Genomic DNA, 25,556 nt, shown 5'->3' with positions numbered 1-25,556 from the left:
GCACCCGCTCGACACTGCCCGGGCTACGAATGCTGCGCCAAACCGTCCAGCAAAAACTTCACGGCCGCAGCATGCGTCTGCGCAGAATCGTCTTCGTACGTGTCCGAAACACTGCCGGTCGCTTCCGCAAGTTGTGTGCTTGCTTGGTGCACGGCGGCATCCCCAAGCGTCAAATGCAACAGGCCGAGAGCCACAGCACGCATCTCGCTTGACGACGACCCCTCACCCGAATACTCACGCACCGACGCAATAAACAATTCCGACAACTGGGCGCGAACCTCAGCGTCCGGCTGACTCACTGCAGCCACAAGCACCTCTGCGCCATCGCGGATGCCGAGCACCGCTTCCCGCAGCGCGCGACTTAGCTCAGCTGGGTCGGCAACTGGATCGCTCATGAGCGGGCGCACAATATGCTCCGCCAACGACGCGAGCAACTCCTGCTTGTTGGCGATATGCCAGTACAACGCGCCAGGGGCGACGCCCAGCGACGACGCCACACGCCGCATGGAAACATCGGCCAAACCGTACCCAGACAGCAGCTCAAGCGCCGCCTGCGTGATGCGCTCGCGAGACAATTGCATGACACACCACCCTAGACCGAAGTGGCCGAAACATGGGTTTACGTGACTTCACAGGAACCATTCAGAACAATAGTACGGACGTTCAACCGTCAGGTAAGCGTTGCGTTGGTACTCTTTGGGACGAACGTCCCGTCGTGGCGCCAATCCACGCCCAAGACGGTTGCCCGCGTCCAGCGAACGGATGGGGTGAAACTAGGAAGGTAGTCAAAGATGAAAATGAACACTACGTCCGGCATGGCAGCATGCGTAGCTGCAGCAATGCTCGTACTTCCGCTTTCGGCATGCGGATCCTCCGACGAAGGCAAGTCCGGAGGGCTGTCCACCGCTGCTGAGGCTGCTCCGGCCGATACGGCTGTCGAGTCCACCGTCTCCAAGGAAGCTGACAAGGGCGACGAGAAGGACAAGAAGAAGGACGACGCCAAGAAGGACGAGAAGAAGGCAACCGCCACGACTTCGAAGAAGAAGGAGTCGAAGGAAGAGGGCGGCAACCAGGGCGAGGCGCCGACCCTTGCCAATCCGTTTGAGAACGGCATGCCGGAAAACACCAACCAGCCGCTCGAGGGCGCACAGGAAGGTACCGACGAAGACCGCAAGCAGATGGAAGACACTGCACGTGCTGTGCTGAACCCGGGTTCTTTCGCTGACTGGACCCGCACCATCTTGGACAATTCCTGTAAGGCAGTCGCTGACCCGATGATGGAGGAACTGGAGCGTCAGGGTCTGACCCTTGAGCAGGTTGAAGAGGCGGGCCGCCTTGCTGAGCAGCAGGGCCAGGCGCTCGAGCTGCCGAAGTCCGAGGTCAGCATTTCCGACGTTCGTGTGGACGGTAACCGTGCGTCTGCCAACCTGACTGCAAAGAACGCAAACGGTGAAGAAACCCAGGTCATGATCTTCGAGAAGGAAGACGGCCGCTGGAAGTTCTGCAACTAGTGATGGGATCTGGTGCAGGGCTGCTCGCACTAGCCCTGCTCCTCGGTATCGCTGGAGGTTTCGCCTGGGGTGGTCTTCGTCCCGCATACGTCGGCGTGATCACAGAAAACGGCGGTATCGGGGTCGACGAAGTGGCAAGCCCTGTGAATGTACAGTTCACAGGGTTTGCGTGGTTTGTGCTGCTGGCACTCCTGCTCGGGGTGGTGCTTGGCGCCGTGGGGTGGCGCAGCGTGCGCCGCGGCAGGGTCGGCGGTTCTGTGTGGTGGATGCTGTGGATCATGACCGTTGCCGTACTCGGCGCGATCTCGATCTACTTGTTTGGTGACTGGTTGAGCCTCAAACTGCACCCCAGGCCTACCCACGATGTCTTGGAAACCGGATCGAGCTTCACGCTTGTCCCGCCGGTTTCGCCGGGGGTCGGGTGGGCTGTTGCGCCGCTGACAGCTGGTCTGGTGTTTTGGATCGGCAACCTGCGCGCCTATGCGCGTGAACCACGCGGGGATGACGACAGCCGTCTGTAAGGCCCCGAACGGCCGGAATCGGACTGCGTCGTTACACTGACGGCGTACACAGCTTGAACGCGCCAATAACGCAGGAGGTTCGCCCAGTGACAGGTGCCGGAAACACATTCTTCATTCTTTTGCTGTTCCTCCTTGCAGGCATCCTCGTCGGTGGAGTGTGGTCGTCGTATCAGAACGGCTCCTCAAGAGCGGTGACTGCCGTCCTCGCGCTTCTTGCAGTTATGGCAGCTCTAGGTGGTGTGCTGATGTTGGTGGAGGTGATGTGAGATGTTCGGAGTTCGGCCCCTTACCCGCGACGAGGTTGATTCGCTAACCAATGTGTGGCGGGCCCGTGGTTTGATCCCGGTGCTCGTCGCCGTTGCATCCGCCTTCGCCGCCTGGTCGCTTCTGTTGCCGGTAGTGCCCACAGCCGTCATCGATGCCGGACAGTCTGCATCCCTTGCCGGGCTGTCCACTGGTGTGTTCATGCTGGCAACAGTGCTCACACAAGTTTGTACACCGTGGGCTCTGCGGAGGTTCGGCTACAGCATCATCATGGCAGTGGCCTCAATGCTTCTGGGTATCCCGGCGTTGGGGTACATCATCGGCATGGATGCAGCGCCGCTGCTGACGGTTAGTGCGATTCGTGGCATCGGCTTCGGTGCATTGTCCGTGGCTGAAGCGGCGATTATCGCGGAGCTGGTACCGCTGCGCCTGCTCGGCAGTGCCACGGGAATTTTCGGTGGTGTTGTCGGCCTTGCTCAGATGATTGCGCTGCCATCGGGCTTGGCCCTGGTGGACAGGATTGGCTACGACGCCGTGTACATGATCGCGGCATCGATCGGTGGCATCTCGCTCATTGCCTGTGCGGCGATCCCTGCTATTCCACCACCGGATCCCGAGCCAGAGACCACAAACATGGTCCATGTGCCCATGTGGCATCTGGTGCTCGTGCCGGCACTCGCGTTGATGTTTGTGACCACTGCTTACGGTGCGATCACGAACTTCTTGCCGGTCTCCATGCGTGATCTCGACCCTGCCACGGGTGCCGCGATGGGTGGCGTAATGCTCGGCGTGATGAACTTTGCGTCGATGATCTCGCGCTACACGGCAGGCAAGATCATGGACCGTCGTGGGCAGCCCGGCACCGTGCTCATCCCATGCCAGGTCCTTTGTGCACTCGGCGTGTTGCTTATGGCTGCCATCTTGGCGCTTGAGCTACCGGTGTGGACCATGCTGCTGGCCGCCCTGTGTTACGGCGCAGGCTTCGGCGCGGTGCAAAACGAGGCACTGACCATGATGTTCTACCGCCTGCCGCGCTCGAAGACCTCGGAAGCTTCTGCTATCTGGAACATTGCTTTCGACGGCGGAACGGGCCTAGGTTCTACCTTCTACGGCATGCTCATTGCCACGATGGCGTTCGCGCCGATGTTCGGCATCGCCTCCGGTGTCATCGCGATTGGGCTGATTGTCACGTTGCTTGACCGTCAGTTGGGCCGCCACCGTGTGGTGGAAGTTAACAATCTGTCGGCTCGTTTGAAGGCTGTGCAGGCGCCGCGTCGTTATCCGTCGAAGAATAAGAAGCAGCCGAAGAACCAGTAATCGGGGGAGCGGATACACTACGCAACCATGACGAACACCCCGGCAAGCCCGACAGTCGCGGTACTTGATTACCTCGGCAGTGAGACCACCACCAGCCTTGTCAGTGCTTTGGTGAATGCAGGTGCTGATGCTTTTGCCACCACTGACCCCGACAAGGCTGTGCAGGCAAGCGGTCTTGTCCTGCCTGGTGGGGCATCGTTTGCAGACGCTGCTGCGGCGATCAAGCGCATCAAAGGGGATCGCATCGTAGGCCAGCGTCTGGCAGGGGGTAGGGCACTGCTTGCGGTCGGCACTGGAATGCACGTGCTTTTCGACGACGCCGTGACCGGCAGCCGCACCACACCAGGCCTTGGGGAGTGGCCGGGCCAAGTTGTGGAGGCAGCATTTGAAGCGGGGGAGTACCCCGTCGTGGCGGCAGATGGTTCGAAGCTGCTGGCCGGAATTGTTGGAGACGTGTTCTTCGACGCGCCACAAGCCGTGAAGTCGTTCCCGTTGGCAGAGGATGACTTCATCGCCTACCCGAAACTGTCTTGGGCAGACATCAACGGCGAGCGCATCCTTGCCGCTGTAGAAAATGGGCCATTGTGGGCGATGGCGTTCGACCCAGCCATGTCCGGTGAGGTTGGTGTGAGCGTGCTGGGCAACTGGGTGCAGCAGCTGCAGCCGGAGGTGTCTCATGCATAAGCCGGCGGAGCTGCTTGATGCTGCATTGTGCGCGGTTGATGAGGCGCGTGAGGTATTCGTCGACAAAGTGGGGGCTGCTCCTGCACTGCGCAAGGGGGCCGGCGACTTTGCCACAGAGGCTGATCTGATCATTGAGAAGCTGTTGCGCAAGCGTCTGACGGACACGACTGGCATTGCGGTGTACGGCGAGGAACAAGGCGGGTCGTTTGATCCGGAGGCGTGCTGGGTTGTTGACCCGATCGACGGTACGTCGAACTACTCGTCCGGCAATCCGAACTGCGCCATCCTGTGCACGCTGCTGCTTGGTGGAAAACCGGTCGCAGCGATTACCGATGCGCCGCTGCTGAACATGCGCCTCACCGCGGTCGATGGCGAGCCCGTGCACCTCAACGGCAACGCCTTGCCACCGGTTGGTGCGCTGACTTCCGCTGCGGAGCAGGTGGGGATTGGCTCGTTGGCCTCGGCGGATAGGCAGCGATACCCAGCATCGTTCCGTCTCGACTTGGCAGGCGCACTCACGGATTCGCACCTGCGGCCGCGCATCAGCGGATCGGTCGGCGTTGACCTGGCCTTCGTCGCGCAGGGGATCTACCAGGCTGCGGTCAGTTTTTCCCCGCACATCTGGGATAACGCAGCTGGTGTGTTGTTGGCACGCAGTGCAGGGGCGAACGCAAGCGCGTTTGATGGTTCGGAATGGACTCCGACCACCGCCGGTGTGGTTATCGGTACACCGCATGCGCATCGTACTGTGCTCGATGCGATCCAGATGGTTGCAAAGTAGCGGAAGGACGCTTCAGATGAAGAAGAACAAAACCGGTGCACTGCTGCTCGGTGTGGCGGGTGCGGTGATGTGGGGCTTTTCCCGCATGGACTGGGTGACCGCGAAGTACAACGACGACCTCTCCGGCGAAGGTGTAGCAACCATCACCGGCGCGGAGTGGTCCACCGAGATCACCGCAGTGGCGGTGCTGCTGCTCGCCGGTGCGATTGCCGCGTTTGCGTTGCGCAAGGTCGGTCGTCGTGTTATCGGCGGAATTTGCGCGCTCGCCGCCGCTGCTGCTGTCATCCCAGCAGCAGCGCTTCTGGCGCGTGGTGCTGACCATGAGCGTATCCACGCCATCTTGACGGCAGGGGCGGAACAGGCAGCCACGGATACGTCCTCCGCTGCTATTGCGAACTGGGCGGAGATCACCGCCGCCGACGTTGCTGTGGTAGGCCCAGTACTCACGATCGTGGGATGTGTGCTGGGGGTGATTGGCGGTGCGATGCTCGTCGTCAAGCCTGGCGAGGATGCGCCGAAGCAACACAAATACGAGAAGGAAGCTGTGCGCAAAGAAACCATCCGTCACGACCTGAAAGAGGAGCCAGATTCCGGACGCGTGATGTGGGATGCGCTCGACGCGGATATCGACCCGACCGAAACTGGTGACGAGGATTTTCGTCCTACGCAGGGCAACCGCTAACCTATAGCGCTATAGGCCGTATCACCTGGAGGTAGGCGCATGTCGGCACCGAGCGCAGTATCAAACGTTGTCGCTGGTGTGCTCCGTGATGTCGAAAAACGCGAAGCGGTCGTGCCGTTCCAGGAAATCAAGGCCCGCTCGCGCGACATGCCCCCAACCCGCGATGCTAAAGCAGCACTTTTGCGCCACGGCTGCGGGGTCATCGTGGAGATCAAACGCAACTCGCCAGTTTTTGGCCCAACCGCGGTAGGCAGACGCTCGATCGAGTCGGTTGCCCAAGACATCGAGCGCGGTGGCGCCCACCTCATCGCTTGCCAGACAGAGCGGCTGCGTTTCGACGGCTCCCTGGCAGATCTGGCCAACGCCCGCGCAGCCGTAAGCCTGCCGATGGTGTGTCGCGATGTCATCGTCGACCCGTACCAGATCCACGAGGCCCGCTGCTACGGCGCCGACATGCTCCCGCTGCAGGTAGGCATCCTCGAACAGCCGCGCCTGGAGGCACTGCTGGACCGAGTGGAATCGCTGGGCATGGTCGGTGTGGCCGAGGTGCGCACGCCAGCGGAGGCGGATCGGGCCCTTAAGGCCGGCGTGAGTGTGATCGCGGTGAACTCCTGGACCTTTGACACCAACGACCTCAACCGCAACGCCTTTGCGGATATCGCGCCGGGGCTTCCCACCGAAGTGATCAAGATCAGCCTGGGTGGTGTGACCACTCCGCGTGACCTGATGGACGCCGCCGCGTGTGGTGCGGATGCCGTGTTGGCAGCGGAGGCTGTGATGGCGTCTGGCGATGTGTACGAGGCAACCCGCTCTTTGGCGGCCGCGGGACAGCACCCAGCCTGTCCATCGCGGAATTAAACTGGCACACTGTTGGGCGTGCAAACAACACTTCTGGCAAACATTCCTTCCCCGCCGCAGGGGGTGTGGCAGCTCGGACCGATTCCGATTCGTGCCTATGCGCTGTGCATCATGGCGGGCATTGTTGTCGCGCTGTTGATTTCCCTGCGTCGCTACAAGGCCCGCGGTGGTAATCCGGAGACGATCTGGGATGCAGCGATCGTGATTATCCCGACCGGCATTATCGGCGGGCGCCTTTACCACGTGATCACGGATTACGATAAGTACTTCGGTGAGGGCAAGAACCCGTGGAAGGCCTTCGACATCACCTCGGGTGGGTTGGGCATCATCGGCGCAGTCGCGCTGGGAACCCTGTGCGTGTGGGTGATGATGCGCCGCAAGGGCCTTCCGTTCGCGCCACTTGCGGATGCAGTTGCGCCGACGGTGATTCTTGCCCAAGGCATCGGCCGGTTGGGCAATTACTTCAACCAGGAGCTCTATGGGGCCGAAACCAATGTGCCGTGGGCGCTGGATATTTACTACCGCGTCAACGAGGCGGGGGAGTTCGCGCCGCTGACCGGCCGGTCCACCGGTGAGGTGATCGCGAGCGTGCACCCGACGTTCCTCTACGAGCTGATCTGGAACGTTGCGGTGTTCTTCCTGCTCATCTGGATTGACCGCCGCCGGCGCCTTGGCCATGGCAGCGTGTTTTGGCTCTATGTCGCGGGTTATACCCTTGGCCGGTTCTTCATCGAGCTGATGCGTAGCGACGAAGCCACGCTCATCCTCGGCCTGCGCGTCAACACCTGGATGACCGCAATCTTGTTCATCATCGCAGTGGTGATGTTCATGCGCACACCGAAGGGGCGCGAGACCCCGGAAGAGGTCGATCCAGATTACAACGCACCGTCCACGGCAGAAGAGGGCAATCCGGAGTACCGTGTTGCGGTGGAAGACACGCGAGAAGCCTACGAAGGTGAGGTTGGAAAACGTGGATAGGAAAACGAAGATCGTTTGTACGCTCGGTCCCGCTGTGGCCAGCAAGGATGCGATCTTAGGACTCGTGCGCGACGGCATGGATGTCGCGCGCCTGAACTTTTCGCACGGCGATTACCCGGATCACGAGCAGAATTACCGTTGGGTGCGCGAAGCCACCGATGAGACCGGCCATGCGGTCGGTATTTTGGCGGACTTGCAGGGGCCGAAGATTCGCCTTGGCCGCTTTGAAGGCGACGGTAAAACCTACTGGGAGACGGGCGAAACCGTCCGCATCACCGTCGACGATGTTGTAGGTACGCACGACCGTGTGTCTACGACGTACAAGCAGCTGGCCAAGGACGCGAAGCCGGGGGACCGTTTGCTTGTCGACGACGGCAAGGTCGGCCTCGTCTGCACCGACATCGACGGCAACGACGTGGTCTGCCGCGTCACCGAGGGCGGCCCGGTGTCGAACAACAAGGGCGTGTCGCTTCCAGGTATGGACATCTCCGTGCCTGCGCTGAGCGAGAAGGACAAGGAAGACCTGCGGTTCGCGCTGAAGCTCGGCGTGGACATTATTGCGTTGTCGTTCGTCCGTTCGCCGTCTGATGTCGACCTCGTGCACGAGATCATGGATGAGGTCGGACGGCGTGTGCCGGTCGTCGCAAAGCTGGAAAAGCCCGAGGCGGTCGACGCTCTGGAATCCATCATCCTTGCATTTGACGCGGTGATGGTCGCCCGTGGTGACCTGGGCGTGGAGATCCCGCTCGAGCAGGTGCCGGCTGTGCAGAAGCGTGTGATTCAGATCGCGCGTGAGAATGCGAAGCCGGTGATCGTCGCAACGCAGATGCTCGATTCGATGATTGAGAACTCCCGCCCCACCCGTGCGGAGGCCTCCGACGTAGCCAACGCGGTGCTCGACGGTGCGGATGCGGTGATGCTGTCCGGCGAGACGTCCGTCGGCGTGGATCCACACAACGTGGTACGCACCATGAGCCGCATCGTGCGTTCCGCGGAAACGATGGGCAACGTCCCGCCGCTGAACCACATTCCGCGCACCAAGCGTGGCGTGGTGTCCTACTCGGCGAACGACATTGCGCGGCGACTCAACGCGCGTGCCATTGTCACGTTTACGACCTCCGGCGATACTGCACGCCGCGTGGCGCGTCTGCACCCGGACCTGCCACTGCTCGTGTTCACACCGGTGCAGCAGGTGCGTTCGCAATTGGCCATGACCTGGGGTGCGGAGACGTTCCTGTGCGATGAGGTCAACAGCACCGACGAGATGGTCAAGGTTGTGGACAAGCAATTGCTGGCCATGGACCAGTACCACGAAGGCGACACCATGGTGGTCGTCGCGGGCACCCCGCCAGGAGTTGCGGGCACTACCAACACGATCCTCGTGCACCAACTCGGCGAGGACACGCGAAACCCCTAACGCGTTACCCTGGTGGGCATGCCTGAAACACATGCTGGAATCCAAGTACGCGATGCCCACCTACACAACCTGCGCAACGTGGACGTGGATATCCCACGCGGCACTCTCGTTGCGGTGACAGGGGTGTCAGGCTCCGGCAAGTCGTCGCTGGCGTTCGGCACCATCCACGGGGAGGGACAACGGCGCTACCTTGAATCGGTGGCGCCGTTTGCGCGTCGCCTGATTGGTTCTGCAGTAGACCCGCAGGTCGGCGCGGTTGAGGGACTGCCGCCGACCGTGGCGCTCGAACAGTCCACCTCCGGGGGCGGGGCGCGCTCGACGGTGGGGACGGTCTCGGCGCTGTCCAACAGCATCCGCCTGCTGTACTCGCGCGCTGGCGATAACCCGAAGGGGCTGTACTCCGACTCGTTTTCGCCCAACACGCCGGAAGGCATGTGCCCGACGTGCCAGGGCACAGGTGTCGTGCACGAGCCAACCGAAGAGTCGATGGTGCCGGACCCGACGCTATCCATCGAGGAGGGCGCGATTAAAGCCTGGCCTGGCGCGTGGGCAGGTAAGAACTTCCACGACATTTTGCAGACGCTGGGCTACGACCTCGATTCACCCTGGCAGGATCTGCCGAAGAAGGACCGTGACTGGATCCTGTTCACCGACGAGCGCCCCGTGGTGACCGTGAAACCGCTGCGCGGCGCGGACCAGATCCAGCGAAACTACAAAGGCACCTGGCGATCTGTGGCGTCGTATCTGACCAGTACACTCGCCGAAACACAGTCCGATACCCTGCGCAAACGCGTGCTGTCCTACATGGAGTCACGCGTCTGCGAGACCTGCCACGGCCGTCGCCTCAACCCGGAAGCACTCAAGGTTACCTATGCTGGCATGCCCATCGACCAACTCGGCGCCTTGCCTCTCGACCGTGTCTATGAGGTACTCGCGGCACAGAAGCCCTCGGAGGGCTCCGCCGAAGACTTGCTGCTCAAACAGATTTTGCCCGCGGTGCAGTCCGCACTCGACTTGGGCCTTGCGCACTTGAGCCTGGATCGGCCCGCGCCCACGTTGTCCGCGGGTGAGTTGCAGCGCATCCGTTTGTCCTCGCAGCTGCGCTCCGGCCTGTTCGGTGTGGCGTATGTGCTCGACGAGCCGTCAGCGGGCCTACACCCGTCCGAGCGTGGTGCGGTGCTGGATATTTGCCGCCGATTCATCGACGCAGGCAATTCCGTTCTCTTGGTGGAACACGACATGGAACTCGTTGCCCAGACTGACTGGCTCGTCGACGTCGGGCCGCTCGCGGGTGAGCGCGGCGGCGAAGTGGTCTATTCCGGCCCCACCAGCGAATACTCCGGCGATGCGCCAACTGCCCGCGCGCTTGCCAACCGCAAGCTCTCGCTTAACGACGACCCCCGCGCCGCCACCGGCGAACTTTCCCTGTCCGGTGTCTCGGCCCGCTCCATCGACGGCCTGGATGTGTCGTTTGGGATGGGGCAGTTCATCGCCGTGGCTGGTGTGTCTGGTTCAGGCAAGTCGACGCTGGTCAGCACCGTTCTCGCCGGTGTCCTTCGCGACGCCGCCTCTACCGTTGTTGATGAAGACGATGAGGTGGGACAGGAGGGCGAGTGGGGCGTCGATAAGCATGATGGCTTTGACGCTGTCACCCGCGTCGTGCAAATTACCCAAAAGCCGATCGGGCGCACCCCGCGGTCAACCCTGGCCACCTACACCGGACTCTTCGACGGCGTGCGCAAACTCTTCGCCGCAACCGACGAAGCAAAGCGGCGCAAATGGAGCGTGTCGCGCTTTTCCTACAACGTCAAGCAAGGGCAGTGCCCGACCTGCGGCGGCGCCGGCAAGATCGAAGTCGAGCTCGTGTTCCTGCCCGGCTCGTACACCACCTGCCCCGACTGCGGCGGTGCACGCTACAACGACGAAACCCTCGAAGTGACCTGGGAAGGACTCAGCGTTACGGACGTGCTGGAGTTGACCGTCGACGAAGCCGCGGACGTATTCGCCGACGAACCGAAGATCCTGCGCGCCGTCGAAACTCTGCAAGCCGTGGGGCTGGGGTACCTGCGCCTCGGCCAGGGCGCGCCCGAACTGTCCGGTGGCGAGGCACAGCGCATCAAACTCGCCACCGAGTTGCAGCGCTCCCGCAACTCGCGCCGGGGCCACACCGTGTACCTCCTCGACGAGCCCACCACCGGCCTGCATCCGGCCGACATCTCACTGCTAGTCAAGGAACTCAACAGCCTCGTCGAAGCGGGCCAAACCGTGATCGTGGTCGAGCATGACGTCTCCGTGATCGCGCAGGCGGACCGTGTCATCGAGATGGGTCCGGGCGCTGGCGCCGACGGCGGACAAGTTGTGGCTTCGGGCACCCCGTCAGAGCTCGCAAAGTGCGACACCGCAACAGGGCGCGTGCTCGCCGAGCGGTCGGCATAGTCCCGGGGGCTCGCTGGGTTTCGGACCCGGCGGTGGTGCGACGCTATGCAGCGGCATAGTGTGTTGGCGGTTGTAGAGACTATGCAGCGGCATAGTCCTGGGGACCCACGGTGTTTCGCTATGCCTCGATGTGCCATTCGGTCGTAAAACTGCCCCACCACCAGTCGCGCCACTCGTTGAAACTTGGGTGGACCGGCGGAGTGATCACATCGCCGCCTACATGCAGTTCGCTGACGGGGCTAATGCCGTGGAGCGAGTTGAGGAACCACAACGGGTGCTTGGCGGCGAGTTCGGGTTTGAGCTGACGGCGCTCCACCCGCATATCTAACTTCTCGGCGCGCGCGACAACCTGGTGCAGTGTGACACTCGGCAGCCACACGCCGTCGGGGATGCACAGCGTGTCGCCGTCCCACATCACCAGCGCGCCGGTGGTTGTTTCCAGCATGGCGCCATGCTTATCGACGACCACCGTGTCGTCAGTTCCCTCCACCTGGTACCGCGAACGGTACGCGCGGAACGCGCCGAAGTCGGGGCCTTTCACCTCGGGCTGGGTGCGCGGGTCTGGGGCTTGCGTGTAGGTCAGTGAGGTGGTGGGGCGAGGGGATGGGACGGGGCGGACGTCGAGAAGCAAAAGCCCTGAGGAGAGCGCGATGCGGGGGAAGAGTTCGCCTTCGCTGAGCAGCGGCAGCATCGCGTCGACAAACCCGGCGGGGAGCGGACCGGCGGTGCGAGTGAAGCGCTCGATGTGCAGGCTGAGGCCGTTGGTGCTGCCGGAGGAGTGGCGCCAAGAATCTGCGACGTCGATGGGGCCGTCAAGGAAGTCACGTGGAACAAACGCGCCGTGCCAGGCGTACTTACGCATCCCACGCTCCTAAAACGGACTGGGCCTTCAGGTTGCGCTCGGCGAGCTCAGCGGAAGGGTCGGAGGCGAGTACGATCGCGCCACCTGCACCGACTGTCACAGTGGAGCCAGCGCGTACTGCGGTGCGGATGACCACCGACAGGTCGGCTTGGCCGTCGAACCCGATGTAGCCGAGCGCGCCCGAGTAGACGCCGCGCGGGGAGGTTTCCAGCCGGTCGATGATTTCGCACGTCCGTAGTTTCGGTGCGCCGGTCATGGAACCGGGCGGGAAGGTGGCACGGATGGCGTCGACGGCAGTGGCTCCCTCGCGTAGCTGCCCGGTGATGGTGGAAACCAGTTGGTGCACGGTGGCATACGACTCCACCTGCATCAGACCCGGGACCTGTACGCTGCCGGGTTCGCAGACGCGGGAAAGATCGTTGCGCAGCAGGTCGACGATCATGAGGTTTTCGGCGCGGGTTTTGTCGTCGTGAAGCAATGCGGGGTCCTGATCAGCGGCGATGGTGCCCTTGATCGGCTTGGCCTCCACCTCGCGGCCTCGCACGGTGAGGAAACGTTCGGGCGAGGCGCTGGCGACTTCCACACCGTCGAAGATGAGGTGCGCGGCATATGGCGCGGGGTTGTGCTCACGCAGCGGCGCATAGATCTCGCCGGTCGCTTCGGCGGTGTAGGTGTCGGTCAGGCAGACCTCGTAACTCTCACCGGCGCGCAGCAGGTCCTGTGCTTTCTCGATGCACCCGAGGTAGTCGGGGTTGCTCCAGGAACCATTGCTTATCGACGACCCCCGCGCACCGTCCGCCCCATCCAAGGCCTTCTCGAGGCGGTCAAGGAGTGCATCCGTGCCGTCGCCGGCGAGTGCACACAAGTGGGCGATTTCGGCCTCGTGGTCGTAAACGATGAACGATTGCGGGCGCACAAAGTAAGCATCCGGGTACGGCGAGCGGTGGCGCAGCGTGATCGGGAGCGTAAGTTCCGCGCACTCGTAGCCGAGGTACCCAATGACACCGCCGGTAAAGGGCAGGTCAGGCGCGTCGTGGAGAGGGGCGGATAGTTCGTGTTGGAGGGTGTGGAGGATATCGGGGTCGCTACCAAACGAATAGCGAAACGAGCGCGACAGGGCGCCCGCGGTGTCTCCGAGGATGGAGAAACGCCCGCGGGGGTCGGCGGAATCGAGGAAAAACGCATCGTTGCCGTCGCGCTTGATCGCGTTGAAGACGCGCTGGCAGTCGAGTGCGCCGGGCACCTCGCGGTGCAGCAACCGCCAGCCGCCGAGGAAGTTACGCATGATCGCGGCGCCGTGCTCAGTCAGCACCGATTCGGGGTGGAACTGCACACCCCAATGCGGAGCGCCATCGACCTTGAGCGCCTGGATGACGCCGTCTTCGCTGCGAGCGTGCACGGTCACGCCGGGGATTTCCTCGACGTGCAGAGAGTGGTAGCGCACCACCTGAAAACCCTGCGGAATACCAGCGAAAATGCCCTCACCGGAATGGGTAATTGTGGAAACGAACCCGTGGCGAGGCTCCGGAGCACGAGTGACGGAGGCCCCTGCGAGCATCGCCAGACCCTGGTGTCCCAGACACACGCCCAGCAGCGGGACCCCGGAATCGGCGGCAGCCTCAATCACGCGCCGGGACGTACCAAAGTCTTCCTCGCGTTCGGGGGTACCTGGCCCGGGGGAGATCACAACGTGGCTGAACTCGCCGGCGCGCACACGCTGTGGAAGGTCAGCACCCTCGCCAGCAGGCACAACGAGTGGTTCGCGGCCGGCAGCCTCGGCGATGAGGTGGGCGAGGTTGAACGTGTATGAATCGTAATTGTCAATGAGCAGGATCATCGATTCGGAATCGTATAGCGTTGACGCGCATGGACGCCAGCATCCGACAAGCAAGCGCACAAGACGCCATCGCCATTGCCGACATGCACTACCGCTCCCGTGCCCAAGCATTCCGGGGGCATATTGACGACGACGTCCTCGACGATCACGCAGCACTCGAACAACAGTGGGTCGAGTACTTCCGCAACCCGAACGGCCGCGTCGCAATCGCGGAGTTTGACGGAAAGATCATCGGGTTGGCGTACGGCATCCCAGGCGAGCGCACCGAACTTCGCAACCTGTACCTGCTCGAGGACGCAGCAGGGACCGGAGTGGCGCCGAAGCTTCTCGACGCCGTCATCCACCCCGGCGAACCAGCATTCCTCTGGGTGGCAGACTTCAACGACCGCGCCCAGGCCTTCTACACCAAGCAAGGCTTTGCGTTTGATGGTGAGTCGAAAACCCATGAGCGGGACAAGATCACCACCAAACGCATGGTGCGCGATTAGTTGATCGGGGTTGGGCTGATCTTCCAGACCTCGTCGGCGTAGTCGCGGATGGTGCGGTCGGAGGAGAACCGGCCCGACTCGCAAATGTTGATCCAGCACTTCCGCGCCCACTCGTCCTGGTCGGCGTAGTAGTCAGCGGCCATACGGTCGCGAGTCGCACGGAAATCAGCGAAGTCGCCTAAGACGTAGAAGACGTCGCGCTCGCCGTAGCCGTTGTCGTCGAGAAGCGATGCGCGAATGTCGTGGAATGCGCCGGTGCCACGGTCATCCAAGGTGCCGTCGACAAGCGCATCGAGTGCGCGCATGAGCCCTGGGGTCTGCTCCGCAACCTGGCGCGGGTTGTAGTGCGCCTTCAACTCCGGCAGGTCCTCCTCGCGGGCGCCGAAGATGTAGGCGTTGTCCTCGCTAACAGCATCGACGATCTCCACATTCGCGCCGTCCATCGTGCCCAGCGTGAGCGCGCCATTCATCATGAACTTCATGTTTGACGTGCCCGAGGCTTCCTTGCCAGCGGTGGAAATCTGCTCGGAAACATCCGTTGCCGGGATGATCTGCTCGGCGGGGGAGACGTTGTAGTTCTCCACGAAGACCACATGGATGTACTGGGAAGCAACCGGATCATTGTTCACCAGGTCTGCGATGGTGTTGATGAGCTTGATGATGCCCTTCGCCGTGACGTACCCCGGGGCCGCCTTCGCACCAAAGATGAACGTGCGCTTCGGAATGTTGTGCTCGCCATCCTTGGTGATCCGGAAGTACAGATCCAGGATGTACAGGGCGTTCATCAACTGGCGCTTGTACTCGTGCAGACGCTTGATCTGGGTGTCAAAGATCGAGTCCGGGTCGATCACCGCACCCTGGCGGGCGTTGATCCATCCGGCGAAGTCACGTTTGTTCGCTGCCTTGATCTCGCGCAGCTCGCGCATGATATCCGGGTCGTCCGCGAAGTGGCGTAGCTCCTGCAGCTTGGAAAGGTCGGTAACCCACTCGTCCGAACCCGCGAGACGGTCCAACAGCTCGGACAAGCGCGGGTTGCACATACGCAACCAACGGCGAGGGGTCACACCGTTGGTCTTGTTGTTAAAACGTTCCGGATACAGCCCGTGCCAGAAGCCGAGCGTGTCGCGTTTGATGATCTCCGTGTGAAGCGCAGCCACACCATTGACCGAATAGGAGGCGTAGCAGGCGATCCATGCCATGTGGACGCGACCGTCGTGGATCGGGGAGTGGTGGTGCGCCGTTTCTGGATCAACCCCACGTGCCTCCATATCAAGGCGGTAACGGCGGTCAATCTCTTCCACAATCTCCCAGATGCGCCAGAAGAGCTGCTTGAAGATGGACTCCTCCCAGGTCTCCAGCGCCTCCTGCAGCACCGTGTGGTTGGTGTAGGCAAACGTGTTGGTGGTGACTTCCCAGGCGTCGTCCCAGCCGAGTCCGTGCTCGTCCATAAGCAAACGCATCAGCTCAGGAATGCCGAGCACCGGGTGTGTGTCGTTGAGCTGGATCGAGTTGTACTTGTGGAAGTTGCGCAGGTCGTCGCCGTGGGCGGCGCGGTAGTCGTCGATAAGTTCCTGCAACGATGCAGACACGAAGAAGTATTGCTGACGCACGCGCAGCAACTTGCCGGCGTACGTGGTGTCGTTCGGGTAGAGCACACGCGTGATGTCGTGGACAGCCTCGCGCTCAAGGATCGCGTCGGCAAAGCGCTGAGAATTGAACGCGTCATAGTCGAACTCATCGATCGGGGAAGCGTCCCACAGACGCAGTGTGCCCACATTGTTCGTGCCGTAACCCGTGATCGGCATGTCGTACGGAATTGCGCGCACATCCATGTCGTCGAAATGAACAATGCGCTGCTCAGAGCCACGACGCACGATAAACGGGTAGAACGATTCCTTCCAACGGTCCGGGTGCTCGCGCTGGAAGCCGTCCTCGAACTCCTGGCGGAACAACCCGTAGCGGTACAGCAGGCCATAGCCGGTCAGCGGATAGTCCTGCGTCGCTGCCGAATCCAAGAAGCAGGCGGCGAGGCGGCCGAGCCCGCCATTGCCCAGTGCCGCGTCGTGTTCTGCCTCCAACACGTCGGAGAGATCGTGGCCCAACTCGCGGGTCACCGCCTCAGCCTTATCGACGAGCCCAAGGTTCGTCAGATTGTTCAGCAGCGCACGGCCCTGCAAAAACTCCGCCGAGAAATACGCAGCGCGACGAGTCTTGCGGTAGGTGTTGCGAGTTTCATCCCAATCGTCGGCGATCTGCTCAACGACAGCGGCCGACAAGCCGGTCCAAAACTTCTTTACGGTTGCGGCTTGCGGCGACTTGCCGGCAAAGCCACGGACATGGCCTGCGATCGTCTGCTCAAATGCGGGTGACTGCTTGGAGAACGTCATGGCGCCCAAGCGTACCGCCAGTTAGCCAGCTAGGTAGGTCAAGACAGCAACTGCGGCCGAGCGTGTGGCAGCAGAAATCGTGGGCTCATAATCCGGCAGGAAGTTCGGCATATGGTTGACCGGAACATCCTCGGCAACCCGATCCTCCTCGACAGCACGATCCCACACGTCGCGCGGGGTGCAACCGATGAGCCAGAAGAGGTACGGCGCCCCAAACGTTTGACCGATGATCGGGAAGTCCTCGGAAACCGTCTTCGGATCGGACGTGACCGACTCCTCACCGAACACCGCATCGAAGTTCGCGCGCACTGCGGAAAAGACCGCCTCGTCGTTGTCCAACAGTTCGCCGTGAGCAAAGTACTCGATGCCAGCCGTGCCCTCCGCGCCCGAGGCAGCTACCTCGGCATGGACAACACGCTCGATGGCGGCATACACGCGTGCCTTGACCTTGTCGTCGTAGAAACGGCAGTTGAGCACCAACTCCGCCGACCCTGGAATGATATTGATCGCGCGCCCAGCACTCATGCTGCCGACGGTGACCACCGCGAAATCCGCCGGATTGACCTCACGCCCCACAATCGCCTGCAGACGAGCGATAATCATCGCGGCAGTAAACGTGGGATCCACCGAGTTGTGCGGCATCGAACCGTGGGCCGAACGGCCGGGAATGTGCACCCTGATCGAATCACAAGCAGCGAACTGCGGGCCGGGCTTGGACATGACCTCGCCAGCGCGACCAGGCATCACGTGCAGGCCCAACACCACGTCCGGGGTGGGCACCTTCTCAGCCAGGCCGCCATCGGCCATGTCTTGGGCGCCCGCAGCCAGCTCCTCGCCAGGCTGGAACAATGCGATAAACGTGCCCGACCAGTGGTCGCGCGTGTTGTCCATGACGTGGCACAAGCTCAGCAGAGCCGTGGTGTGGATGTCGTGGCCGCAAGCGTGCATCGTGCCGGTCGTGTGCCCATCCGCAGTGGTGACCACTTTGCGGGAAGCGAACGGTACGCCGGTGCGCTCCGTGACCGGAAGGCCATCAAAGTCGGCGCGGTAGAGCGCTGTCGGGCCTTCGCCGTTGCGAAAGACTGCGCAGATGCCGTACTTGCCAATCGGGGCAACAACCTCGCAATCAAGCGGCTTCAACTCATGCAGGATTCGCTGGTAGGTCTCCTCCTCGTGCATGGAGAGCTCCGGGTTAGCGTGCAGTTCCTCGTAGAGTCGGCGCTGCCAGGCTGCATCAACCTGGTACGTATCCAAGATGTCGGCGATGTTGCTCATAGTCTCGTTACCTCTCTACGTTCGGGGCCAAACCTTGGGTATAGCGCAGCACGTTCGGCCTAGGCGTGCATTCTTGGCCTATACGGATACTAGGCGCGACCGCTCCCACGGCACGCAAGCGCTCCAGTTCCGTGGTGACGCGGTCGTGGACATCAAAGGGCGAAAGCGTATTGACGAAGATCTGCGTGCCGCCCTCAAAACCCGCAACAGTAGAGATGCGCCACTTCACATTGATACGCCACGGCATTGGCACCTCGACATCGTGTGGTTTGTAGTGCCACTCTTCGTTCGTGGCCACACGGGTACCGGTCGCGGCGTGTGCGGCGTGGAGCAGGTCCGACATGGCACGGACCTCGTCGTCAGTGTGCAGCCATGGCTCGCATGCTTCCGACTTCGAATACACCGTCATCGTGGGGTAGCGGTGCCCCACACCGGCAACTAGGACGGCGTGGTCGTTCTCCGCGATGACCAGGTTGTTGTCGAAAGCGGGGTTCACACCCCAGTCGTTGTACATGTTCGGGTGCTGCTGCAACTTGGCGATTTCGGACTCAGCGTTGACGCCATGCTCGTCGATAGCAACCAACTGCTTATGCAGGTGTTCAAAGGACGCGCCGGCTGCGGCGAGCCAGTTTTGAAACACCACAACATAGCGGGCGTGACGGTGGTGAGTGATGAGGTCGTGCAACGAATCGACGGTGAAGGCGATGAACTGGTAATGCTCATCCGCAGTGAGCGAGCCTGAGCCTGCGAGGTCGGAGGTGTCGCGGGCGTCGTCGATAAAGTGCCGCCTTGCAATGATGACGTCGTGCCCACCACCAAAATAAGCAGGCGCGATGCTGAGCAGTTGCTCGTCCGGCAGATCCGGATCCTGACCCGACGCAGACAAGCGCGTGCGCACAATATCCAACACGTGGTGTCGGCCAGACGGGTCCGACAGGTAGCGCTCCATGTGCTCCTGCCAATCTTTTGACATTTCCGCACCATAGTTTTCGCGCCAGTAGTCGTAAGAAACGATCTCGAACAGGTTGGGCACGCGCCGAAAGTCGGCCTGTGTCGCATCGAGTTCATCCGGCATGACATTGCGCAGAATGTCGAAACCCGTGCTGGTAGTCACCAGTCGCGAACGCTCCGGGGGAGTATGCAGCATGCGGTCCGCGCAGAAATTACACGTATCGGTGTGCGCGCCGGGGCCAAGTGCTGCAGGTTCGTTCGGCTGGGGGTGAAGCGGACGGTTGCCACGGCCAGGCACCGTCCACACATGGGTTCCGGTGAACGGATTGACCTGCTTTAACGTGCCGTCCTTCATACGTTGCAGCGCTGTGTGCTGCGCGGGCGTCGGGTTGACAGCAGCGTGAGACATGAACGACACCCTACCGCCCCGAGCGTCTAGCCTTATGCCCATGTCTGTCATTCAATTCGACGTCCTCGTCCCACCCGCGGCAGCTCCAGAGGTACGCGACGCATTCCAGCGCGCCCTCGACATCCTGGTGCGCCGCGAGATGCTCACCTCCGGCAGCGTGACAATGGAGCAAGTGCGTATCGACGACACCGTGCACGCCCAGCTCGCCGAAACCTATGAACACGACCGCGGCGAGCCAGCAGACGACGCTGAAATCCACCGCTACCGCATCGAGTCCGAAGGCGCGGACAGTATTAACCGCCTCGCTATGGGGCTCTCACGCATCCTGACCCCCAAGCGCGACCTGCCACGCGACCCCGTGGCGCTCGAGGACCAGGACAAGTTCGAGGCCCCGTCGATTTATCCCTGGACAGTTGAAGTGTTGAGGTAAGCGACCGCAATCTCCGCACCGGCGCGAACGAGCTGCTCGCGGACGTCGTCAATCTCGGGCAGCGTCACTGCGAGAGTTCCGTCGGCGGGCTGCTCGTCGAAACGCCCTGCAGCAATCGCGAATACCGCACCTGCTTCCGCAGCAAGCTCGCCGACCACAGACGCCACCTTGCCGGTGCCTGTCTGTCCATCGAAGCGACCTTCGCCGGTGATCACCAACGCAGCGCCATCGATCTGCTCAGTCAGCCCGTTGGAATCTGCGACAACGCGCGCGCCGGGCACGATATGCACGTGGGAATCGGTCCCGTGCAGCATGGTGGAAAGCCATGTCAGGCCGATGCCCACGCCGCCCGCCGCACCAAGCCCCGGGGTTGTGGGGTCGATCTCTGCGACCTCGCACAGTCGAGCAAGGCCACGATCCAAGAGTTCAACATCGTCGGTGGTAGCGCCCTTTTGTGGGCCAAACACGTGAGCTGCACCGTTCGGGCCTGTTGCTGGTGCAGACGTGTCAGTGAGCAGCACCCACTCCATAGCGCCAGCAGGGACATTGACTTTGGCAGTGTCGAAATCCGCAAGGTTTTCCAAAGCGCCACCGCCAGGTTTTAGCTGATAGCCAGCAGCGTCGAGGGGGTTGACACCGAGCGCCACCAGAATGCCGGTACCGCCATCGACCGTTGCGGTGCCACCGAGACCAAGCACGATACGTTTCGCGCCGCGGGTCTCCGCATCAGCGATGAGCACACCGGTGCCGTAAGTGTCGCCGGTCAGCGGGACCGGCTTTTCCACAGCGGGCAACCCAGAAGCAGCAGACACATCGATATAGGCGGTGGAGGAGGGGGCGTGGAATGTGTATTCGGCCTCGGTAAGGCGACCGTCTGCTGTGGTCGTCGGTAAGCAAATGCGTTCCCCCTCAAACAACGCGGACGTGCCCTCGCCACCGTCGGCCATCGGGGCAAGGATGATTTGGGCATCGCGGATCACGCTTGTCACACCCTCTGCCAGCCATTCAGCAGCCTCCTGCGCAGTAGCAGTGGACTTAAACGAATCCGGGGCGATGACGATTTTCGGCGACGGAGCCGGGTCGAAAGAGGAAGACATGCGGGCAAGTTTAACCGGAAGACCGCAAAATTCCGCGGGCGGGCGAGATGTGTTGTAGCATCTTTCCGGTAAACAATTCTGCAAGCCTATAGAAATTGGAGGCGGGGTCCCATGAGTGCAATCGACCAGGAAGTTGCGAGTTTTTACGACAGGGTGCTCGAGCGAAACGCGGGAGAACCCGAGTTCCACCAAGCAGTTGCCGAGGTGCTCGACTCGCTGAAGATCGTCCTGGAAAAAGACCCGCACTACGCCGACTACGGCCTCATCGAGCGCCTCTGCGAGCCGGAGCGTCAGATCATCTTCCGCGTCCCGTGGATCGACGATGACAACAACGTGCGCGTCAACCGCGGCTTCCGTGTCCAGTTCAACTCTGCACTTGGCCCCTACAAGGGCGGTCTGCGATTCCACCCGAGCGTGAACCTGGGCATCATCAAATTCCTTGGCTTTGAACAGATCTTCAAAAACTCGCTCACCGGTCTGCCCATCGGCGGCGGCAAAGGCGGGTCCGACTTCGACCCGAAGGGCAAGTCCGACGCCGAAATCATGCGCTTCTGCCAATCCTTCATGACTGAACTGTGGCGCCACATCGGCGAATACCGCGACGTCCCCGCGGGTGACATCGGCGTGGGTGGGCGCGAAATCGGCTTCCTGTTTGGCCAGTACCGCCGCCTGGTGGACCAGCACGAGTCGGGCGTGCTCACCGGTAAGGGGCTGACATGGGGTGGCTCCCTCGTGCGCAAGGAAGCCACGGGGTACGGCGCTGTGTACTTCACCGACGAAATGATGCGTACCAACGGCGAATCCATTGACGGTGCACGCGTGATTGTCTCTGGCTCCGGCAACGTTGCCACCTATGCGATCAAGAAGGCGCAGGCGCTTGGTGCAACTGTCGTTGGCTTCTCCGACTCCTCCGGTTGGGTGGAGACCCCGAATGGGGTTGATACTGAGCTCCTGATCGACATCAAGGAAAACCGTCGCGGACGCGTTTCCGACTATGTCGCAGAAGCCACCGGGGCGACCTACCACACCGACGGCTCCATTTGGGACCTCGAAGCTGACGTGGCGTTGCCGTGCGCAACCCAAAATGAGCTCAACGGCGAGCATGCCCAACGCCTCGTCGACAACGGTGTGAAGTACGTCGCGGAGGGCGCCAATATGCCGTCCACGCACGAAGCGACCGAGGTCTTCCGGGCTAATAAGGTCTCTTTCGGCCCAGGTAAAGCGGCTAACGCCGGTGGTGTTGCTACCTCTGCGCTGGAGATGCAGCAAAACGCTTCCCGTGACTCCTGGTCCTTCGAATACACCGACGACCGTCTGCAGCGCATCATGTCCAACATTTTCAAGACCGCTGCACGAACCGCGGAAGAATATGACCGCGCGGGCGACTATGTTGTGGGCGCAAATATCGCTGGGTTTAAAAAGGTTGCCGACGCGATGCTGGCGCAAGGCGTGATTTAGAGCTTCATCCAGTACGCTGTGCAACTATGTACCGCGTTTTTGAAGCCCTCGATGAGTTAGTGCAGACGATGGAGCAGGCCTACGGCGTGCCGATGACCTCCAACTGCATGGTGCCCCGCAATGAGATGCTCGCTCTTCTCGACGACCTCCGCAACGCCCTGCCCGGCGATCTAGACGATGCCCAGGACGTTCTGGACAAGCAGGACGAAATCCTGCGCGGGGCCCAGGAACGCGCCGACGTTCTCGTTGGCGACGCCGAAGAGGACGCCCGTCGCATCGTTTCCGACGCCCAAGCCGAATCGGAGACGGTGCTGTCGGACGCCCAGGACCACGCAACTCGACTCGTCTCGGGCGCCGAGGAAGAGTCGAACATGATGATCACCCGCGCTCGCGACATTGCAGAAACCACCATCAACAGTGCTCAGCGCGAAGCCGATCACCTTGTGGAAACCGGCAACGAGGAATACCAGCGCTCCGTCGACCAGGGCCTGAAGGAGCAGAAGCGCTTGATCTCCGAGTCTGAGGTCATGCGTCGCGCAGACGAAGAGGCACATCGCCTCGTCGAAGACGCACACGCTGAATCCTCCCGCCTGCGCGCAGAGTGCGACGACTATGTCGACTCCAAGCTCGCAGAGTTCGAGGAGACCCTCAACACCGTGCTGCGCACTGTCTCCACCGACCGCTCCGCGCTGCGTCGTGGGGCGGGCGTCTCCGGTGCAGACCGCGCTCGCCGTGGCCAGGGTGAAGCCGACGAGTACTAGCAAGGGAAGCGATTCGTTGTAGTCTGAAAGGGCTATGGCTAACAATCCTTTCGTATTTGATGTTTCCGGCGTCCTCAAAGGCGACGGACTGCCGGAAACCCTGACGCAGACGGGGCCATCCCCGTCGCGTATCGGCCCGGAAATGATCGCTATTCCTGAAGGCCGAGAGGTCAAGATAGAAGCCACCCTGACCCCACTTGGCTCCGGCATCATGGTCGATGCGACCCTGACTGCCGAATTTGTAGGCCAGTGTGTGCGCTGCCTTAAAGATCTGACCCCCACCGAAACGCTCCAGATCTCCGAAGTGTTTTCCACTTCAGATGATTTCATCACCGGAGACGCAGAGGAAGAAGAAGACCGTGGCTCGGGGGACGAAATTGCCCGTGTCGAAGGCGATACTGTCGACCTAGAGCAAGGGTTTGTGAACGAAGCTGGGCTTAACCTGCCGTTCAACCCGTCCTGCCAGCCAGAATGCGCCGGAGATACCGACGTTCCCGTGCCGGACGGTGTATCGGGTGAAGAAAACAACCTCGTCGACCCGCGTTGGGCAGATCTGGAGAAGTTCCTGTGAGCCGTTCACGCAGGAAACCCGCCAACGCCGAACAAGCATGGGAAGACGCCTATGGGGCAGTAGACCATGCGCCACTGCTGGAAAAACTGGGCGTCAACATCGAGCGCGACAATCTCAAACTTGCGCTGACTCACCGCTCGTTCGCCAACGAACACAACCAACTGCCCAACAACGAGCGACTCGAGTTCGTCGGCGACGCCATCTTAGGTCTGACCGTGGCAACTAAGCTCTTTGAGCTTTACCCGTCGCGTCCCGAGTCCGATCTTTCTCCAATGCGCGCAGCGATTGTGTCGCGTTACGGCTTGTCCGACATCGCCCGTGAGATCAACCTCGGCCAGCACGTTCTCATTGGCAAAGGTGAAGAACTGACTGGTGGGCGCGATAAAGAGTCGATTCTTGCCGACACAACAGAGGCTGTGCTCGGCGCGATATATCTCGAGCATGGATTCGCGACTGCCCGCGACGTGATCCTGCGGCTTTTTGACGAGAAACTGCGTCACGCCACGGTAAGCAAAAAGAACAAGGACTGGAAGACCGCACTGCAAGTTCGTGTGGCAGAACTGAAGCTCCCTGTTGCAGAGTATCGCTCTGAGGCGACCGGTCCGGACCACGAGCAAACCTTCCACGCCGAAACGCTGATCAACGGTGTCGTGCGAGGTAAGGGCGTGGGGCCGAACAAGAAACTCGCGGAACAGGAAGCAGCGCAACAGGCACTGGTATACCTGCGCGACCACGCTGCCGAGGCCACCCTGGGACATGCCTGAACAGCCAGAAGTAGAGGTGGTCCGCCGAGGGCTCCAACAACACATAGTCGGCCTCACGTTCGGCCGCGTCGAAGTGCTTCACCCACGTGCATCGCGTGGCAACGAAGTTGATCTTGAGCGAGTGCTGCCGGGACGTACCGTCGTGGATACGGGCCGACGGGGCAAGTACTTGTGGCTACTGCTGGACAATGGGGCAGCGGTGCTGGTGCATTTGAGGATGAGCGGGCAGATGCTCGTCGCAAAGCATGGCGAAGTGACATCGCCGCATTTACGAATTTGCGCAGACATGGGCACATGCGAGCTGTGTTTCGTCGACCAGCGCACGTTCGGATTCTGGCAATACACCGACCTTGTCGACGGGGTGCCATGTCCTGCGGGCCATATTGCGCCGGACCCTTTCGAGGATGCATTTGATGTGCGAGAGACAGCGCGCGCGATGCGCCGAAAAAACTCGGCTCTGAAAACGGTGCTGCTCAACCAAGAAATCGTCAGTGGAATCGGCTCGATCTACGCCGATGAAGCAATGTGGTCTGCAAACCTCAAACCCTGGCGTAAAGCGCGCACCATGCGACAACGCGACGCCGAAGCAGTGCTTGAGGCATCGCGTGACGTAATGGCCCGGGCGCTCGAGCAAGGCGGAACGAGCTTCGATGCCCTCTATGTCAACGTCAACGGAGCCTCCGGATACTTCGCACGCTCTCTCAATGCATACGGTCAAGCCGGAAAACCCTGTGCGCGATGCGGAACGGAGATCGCCCGCACCGTGATCAACGGCCGTTCCAGTTATTACTGCCCGGTTTGCCAAGTGCTCTAGGTT

At 61.6% G+C, this 25,556-nt stretch carries 25 protein-coding genes; 18 read left to right on the top strand and 7 right to left on the bottom strand.

Annotation, left to right across the window (positions count from 1 at the left end):
- Window positions 1-23: 23 nt before the first annotated feature.
- Complete coding sequence (locus HMPREF2736_RS05815; RefSeq protein ID WP_070483943.1) at window positions 24-581, bottom strand: TetR/AcrR family transcriptional regulator; 558 nt, start codon at window positions 579-581, stop codon at window positions 24-26.
- Window positions 582-791: 210 nt separating this feature from the next.
- On the opposite strand from HMPREF2736_RS05815, the gene HMPREF2736_RS05810 reads away from it, so the two are divergent.
- The 11 genes from HMPREF2736_RS05810 to HMPREF2736_RS05760 all read left to right on the top strand — a co-directional run bounded on the left by HMPREF2736_RS05810 (window position 792) and on the right by HMPREF2736_RS05760 (window position 11,449).
- On the top strand, window positions 792-1,511 hold the full coding sequence (locus HMPREF2736_RS05810; RefSeq protein WP_070829075.1) for a hypothetical protein: 720 nt from the start codon (window positions 792-794) through the stop codon (window positions 1,509-1,511).
- Window positions 1,511-2,032, top strand: a complete 522-nt coding sequence (locus tag HMPREF2736_RS05805; protein WP_141739363.1) for a hypothetical protein — start codon at window positions 1,511-1,513, stop codon at window positions 2,030-2,032. Before HMPREF2736_RS05810 ends, HMPREF2736_RS05805 begins: the two co-directional genes overlap by 1 nt.
- Before the next feature lie 86 nt (window positions 2,033-2,118).
- A complete protein-coding gene (locus HMPREF2736_RS05800; RefSeq protein WP_070422226.1) occupies window positions 2,119-2,298 on the top strand; it encodes a hypothetical protein in 180 nt (59 codons plus the stop codon).
- A gap of 1 nt (window position 2,299) precedes the next feature.
- Window positions 2,300-3,613 carry an MFS transporter gene (locus HMPREF2736_RS05795; protein WP_070483938.1) on the top strand — a complete coding sequence of 438 codons (1,314 nt, stop codon included), beginning with the start codon at window positions 2,300-2,302 and terminating at the stop codon, window positions 3,611-3,613.
- 27 nt (window positions 3,614-3,640) lie between these two features.
- Complete coding sequence (locus tag HMPREF2736_RS05790; protein WP_070422228.1) at window positions 3,641-4,297, top strand: type 1 glutamine amidotransferase family protein; 657 nt, start codon at window positions 3,641-3,643, stop codon at window positions 4,295-4,297.
- Window positions 4,290-5,078 carry an inositol monophosphatase family protein gene (locus HMPREF2736_RS05785; RefSeq protein ID WP_070422229.1) on the top strand — a complete coding sequence of 263 codons (789 nt, stop codon included), beginning with the start codon at window positions 4,290-4,292 and terminating at the stop codon, window positions 5,076-5,078. The genes HMPREF2736_RS05790 and HMPREF2736_RS05785 overlap by 8 nt, the downstream gene beginning before the upstream one ends.
- A 16-nt stretch (window positions 5,079-5,094) precedes the next feature.
- A complete protein-coding gene (locus tag HMPREF2736_RS05780) occupies window positions 5,095-5,760 on the top strand; it encodes a TIGR02234 family membrane protein (RefSeq protein ID WP_070483936.1) in 666 nt (221 codons plus the stop codon).
- 39 nt (window positions 5,761-5,799) lie between these two features.
- On the top strand, window positions 5,800-6,618 hold the full coding sequence (locus HMPREF2736_RS05775; protein ID WP_070422231.1) for an indole-3-glycerol phosphate synthase TrpC: 819 nt from the start codon (window positions 5,800-5,802) through the stop codon (window positions 6,616-6,618).
- Window positions 6,619-6,636: 18 nt separating this feature from the next.
- The gene (gene lgt / locus HMPREF2736_RS05770) at window positions 6,637-7,596 is read left to right on the top strand and encodes a prolipoprotein diacylglyceryl transferase (protein WP_070829193.1); all 960 of its coding nucleotides are present in this window, start codon (window positions 6,637-6,639) and stop codon (window positions 7,594-7,596) included.
- Entirely contained in the window at window positions 7,589-9,013 is a 1,425-nt protein-coding gene (gene pyk / locus HMPREF2736_RS05765) for a pyruvate kinase (protein WP_070483934.1), read from the top strand. Before lgt ends, pyk begins: the two co-directional genes overlap by 8 nt.
- Before the next feature lie 18 nt (window positions 9,014-9,031).
- On the top strand, window positions 9,032-11,449 hold the full coding sequence (locus HMPREF2736_RS05760) for an excinuclease ABC subunit UvrA (protein ID WP_070829192.1): 2,418 nt from the start codon (window positions 9,032-9,034) through the stop codon (window positions 11,447-11,449).
- A 118-nt stretch (window positions 11,450-11,567) separates the two neighbouring features.
- Here the strand turns inward: HMPREF2736_RS05760 and HMPREF2736_RS05755 are convergent, their stop codons facing one another.
- Both HMPREF2736_RS05755 and HMPREF2736_RS05750 read right to left on the bottom strand, forming a co-directional pair.
- Complete coding sequence (locus HMPREF2736_RS05755; RefSeq protein ID WP_070829074.1) at window positions 11,568-12,311, bottom strand: aminotransferase class IV; 744 nt, start codon at window positions 12,309-12,311, stop codon at window positions 11,568-11,570.
- Window positions 12,304-14,148: a chorismate-binding protein gene (locus HMPREF2736_RS05750; protein WP_070829073.1), complete on the bottom strand. Its 1,845-nt coding sequence runs from the start codon at window positions 14,146-14,148 to the stop codon at window positions 12,304-12,306. The genes HMPREF2736_RS05755 and HMPREF2736_RS05750 overlap by 8 nt, the downstream gene beginning before the upstream one ends.
- Before the next feature lie 29 nt (window positions 14,149-14,177).
- Between HMPREF2736_RS05750 and HMPREF2736_RS05745 the strand changes: the two genes are divergently transcribed.
- The gene (locus tag HMPREF2736_RS05745; protein WP_070450949.1) at window positions 14,178-14,636 is read left to right on the top strand and encodes a GNAT family N-acetyltransferase; all 459 of its coding nucleotides are present in this window, start codon (window positions 14,178-14,180) and stop codon (window positions 14,634-14,636) included.
- On the opposite strand, the gene HMPREF2736_RS05740 is transcribed toward HMPREF2736_RS05745, so the two are convergent.
- From HMPREF2736_RS05740 to HMPREF2736_RS05730, 3 genes are read right to left on the bottom strand one after another with little or no spacing between them, the layout of a single operon-like run.
- Window positions 14,633-17,023, bottom strand: a complete 2,391-nt coding sequence (locus HMPREF2736_RS05740) for a glycogen/starch/alpha-glucan phosphorylase (RefSeq protein WP_070829071.1) — start codon at window positions 17,021-17,023, stop codon at window positions 14,633-14,635. The genes HMPREF2736_RS05745 and HMPREF2736_RS05740 overlap by 4 nt on opposite strands.
- A gap of 21 nt (window positions 17,024-17,044) precedes the next feature.
- Complete coding sequence (locus HMPREF2736_RS05735) at window positions 17,045-18,298, bottom strand: amidohydrolase (protein WP_070829069.1); 1,254 nt, start codon at window positions 18,296-18,298, stop codon at window positions 17,045-17,047.
- Between the two features lie 7 nt (window positions 18,299-18,305).
- On the bottom strand, window positions 18,306-19,658 hold the full coding sequence (locus tag HMPREF2736_RS05730; RefSeq protein WP_246822065.1) for a DUF4921 family protein: 1,353 nt from the start codon (window positions 19,656-19,658) through the stop codon (window positions 18,306-18,308).
- 40 nt (window positions 19,659-19,698) lie between these two features.
- Between HMPREF2736_RS05730 and HMPREF2736_RS05725 the strand changes: the two genes are divergently transcribed.
- Complete coding sequence (locus HMPREF2736_RS05725) at window positions 19,699-20,088, top strand: hypothetical protein (protein WP_070422386.1); 390 nt, start codon at window positions 19,699-19,701, stop codon at window positions 20,086-20,088.
- On the opposite strand, the gene HMPREF2736_RS05720 is transcribed toward HMPREF2736_RS05725, so the two are convergent.
- A complete protein-coding gene (locus tag HMPREF2736_RS05720; RefSeq protein WP_070422238.1) occupies window positions 20,058-21,185 on the bottom strand; it encodes a glycerate kinase in 1,128 nt (375 codons plus the stop codon). The two genes, HMPREF2736_RS05725 and HMPREF2736_RS05720, sit on opposite strands and share 31 nt — an antisense overlap.
- 111 nt (window positions 21,186-21,296) lie before the next feature.
- Here HMPREF2736_RS05720 and gdhA point away from each other — a divergent pair, with 111 nt between their 5' ends.
- From gdhA to mutM, 5 genes are read left to right on the top strand one after another with little or no spacing between them, the layout of a single operon-like run.
- Window positions 21,297-22,643 (top strand): NADP-specific glutamate dehydrogenase, encoded by a 1,347-nt coding sequence (gdhA, locus tag HMPREF2736_RS05715; RefSeq protein ID WP_070422239.1) that lies wholly within the window; start codon window positions 21,297-21,299, stop codon window positions 22,641-22,643.
- Between the two features lie 26 nt (window positions 22,644-22,669).
- On the top strand, window positions 22,670-23,404 hold the full coding sequence (locus tag HMPREF2736_RS05710; protein WP_070422240.1) for a DivIVA domain-containing protein: 735 nt from the start codon (window positions 22,670-22,672) through the stop codon (window positions 23,402-23,404).
- 34 nt (window positions 23,405-23,438) lie between these two features.
- Window positions 23,439-23,975: a YceD family protein gene (locus HMPREF2736_RS05705; RefSeq protein ID WP_070570036.1), complete on the top strand. Its 537-nt coding sequence runs from the start codon at window positions 23,439-23,441 to the stop codon at window positions 23,973-23,975.
- A complete protein-coding gene (gene rnc, locus HMPREF2736_RS05700; RefSeq protein ID WP_070450962.1) occupies window positions 23,972-24,739 on the top strand; it encodes a ribonuclease III in 768 nt (255 codons plus the stop codon). Before HMPREF2736_RS05705 ends, rnc begins: the two co-directional genes overlap by 4 nt.
- Window positions 24,732-25,553, top strand: a complete 822-nt coding sequence (gene mutM, locus HMPREF2736_RS05695) for a bifunctional DNA-formamidopyrimidine glycosylase/DNA-(apurinic or apyrimidinic site) lyase (RefSeq protein ID WP_070829067.1) — start codon at window positions 24,732-24,734, stop codon at window positions 25,551-25,553. Before rnc ends, mutM begins: the two co-directional genes overlap by 8 nt.
- Window positions 25,554-25,556 lie beyond the last annotated feature (3 nt).

The organism is Corynebacterium sp. HMSC036E10, from assembly GCF_001836265.1.
Classification (GTDB): domain Bacteria; phylum Actinomycetota; class Actinomycetes; order Mycobacteriales; family Mycobacteriaceae; genus Corynebacterium; species Corynebacterium coyleae.
This window is presented reverse-complemented; position numbering and strand designations above follow the sequence as displayed.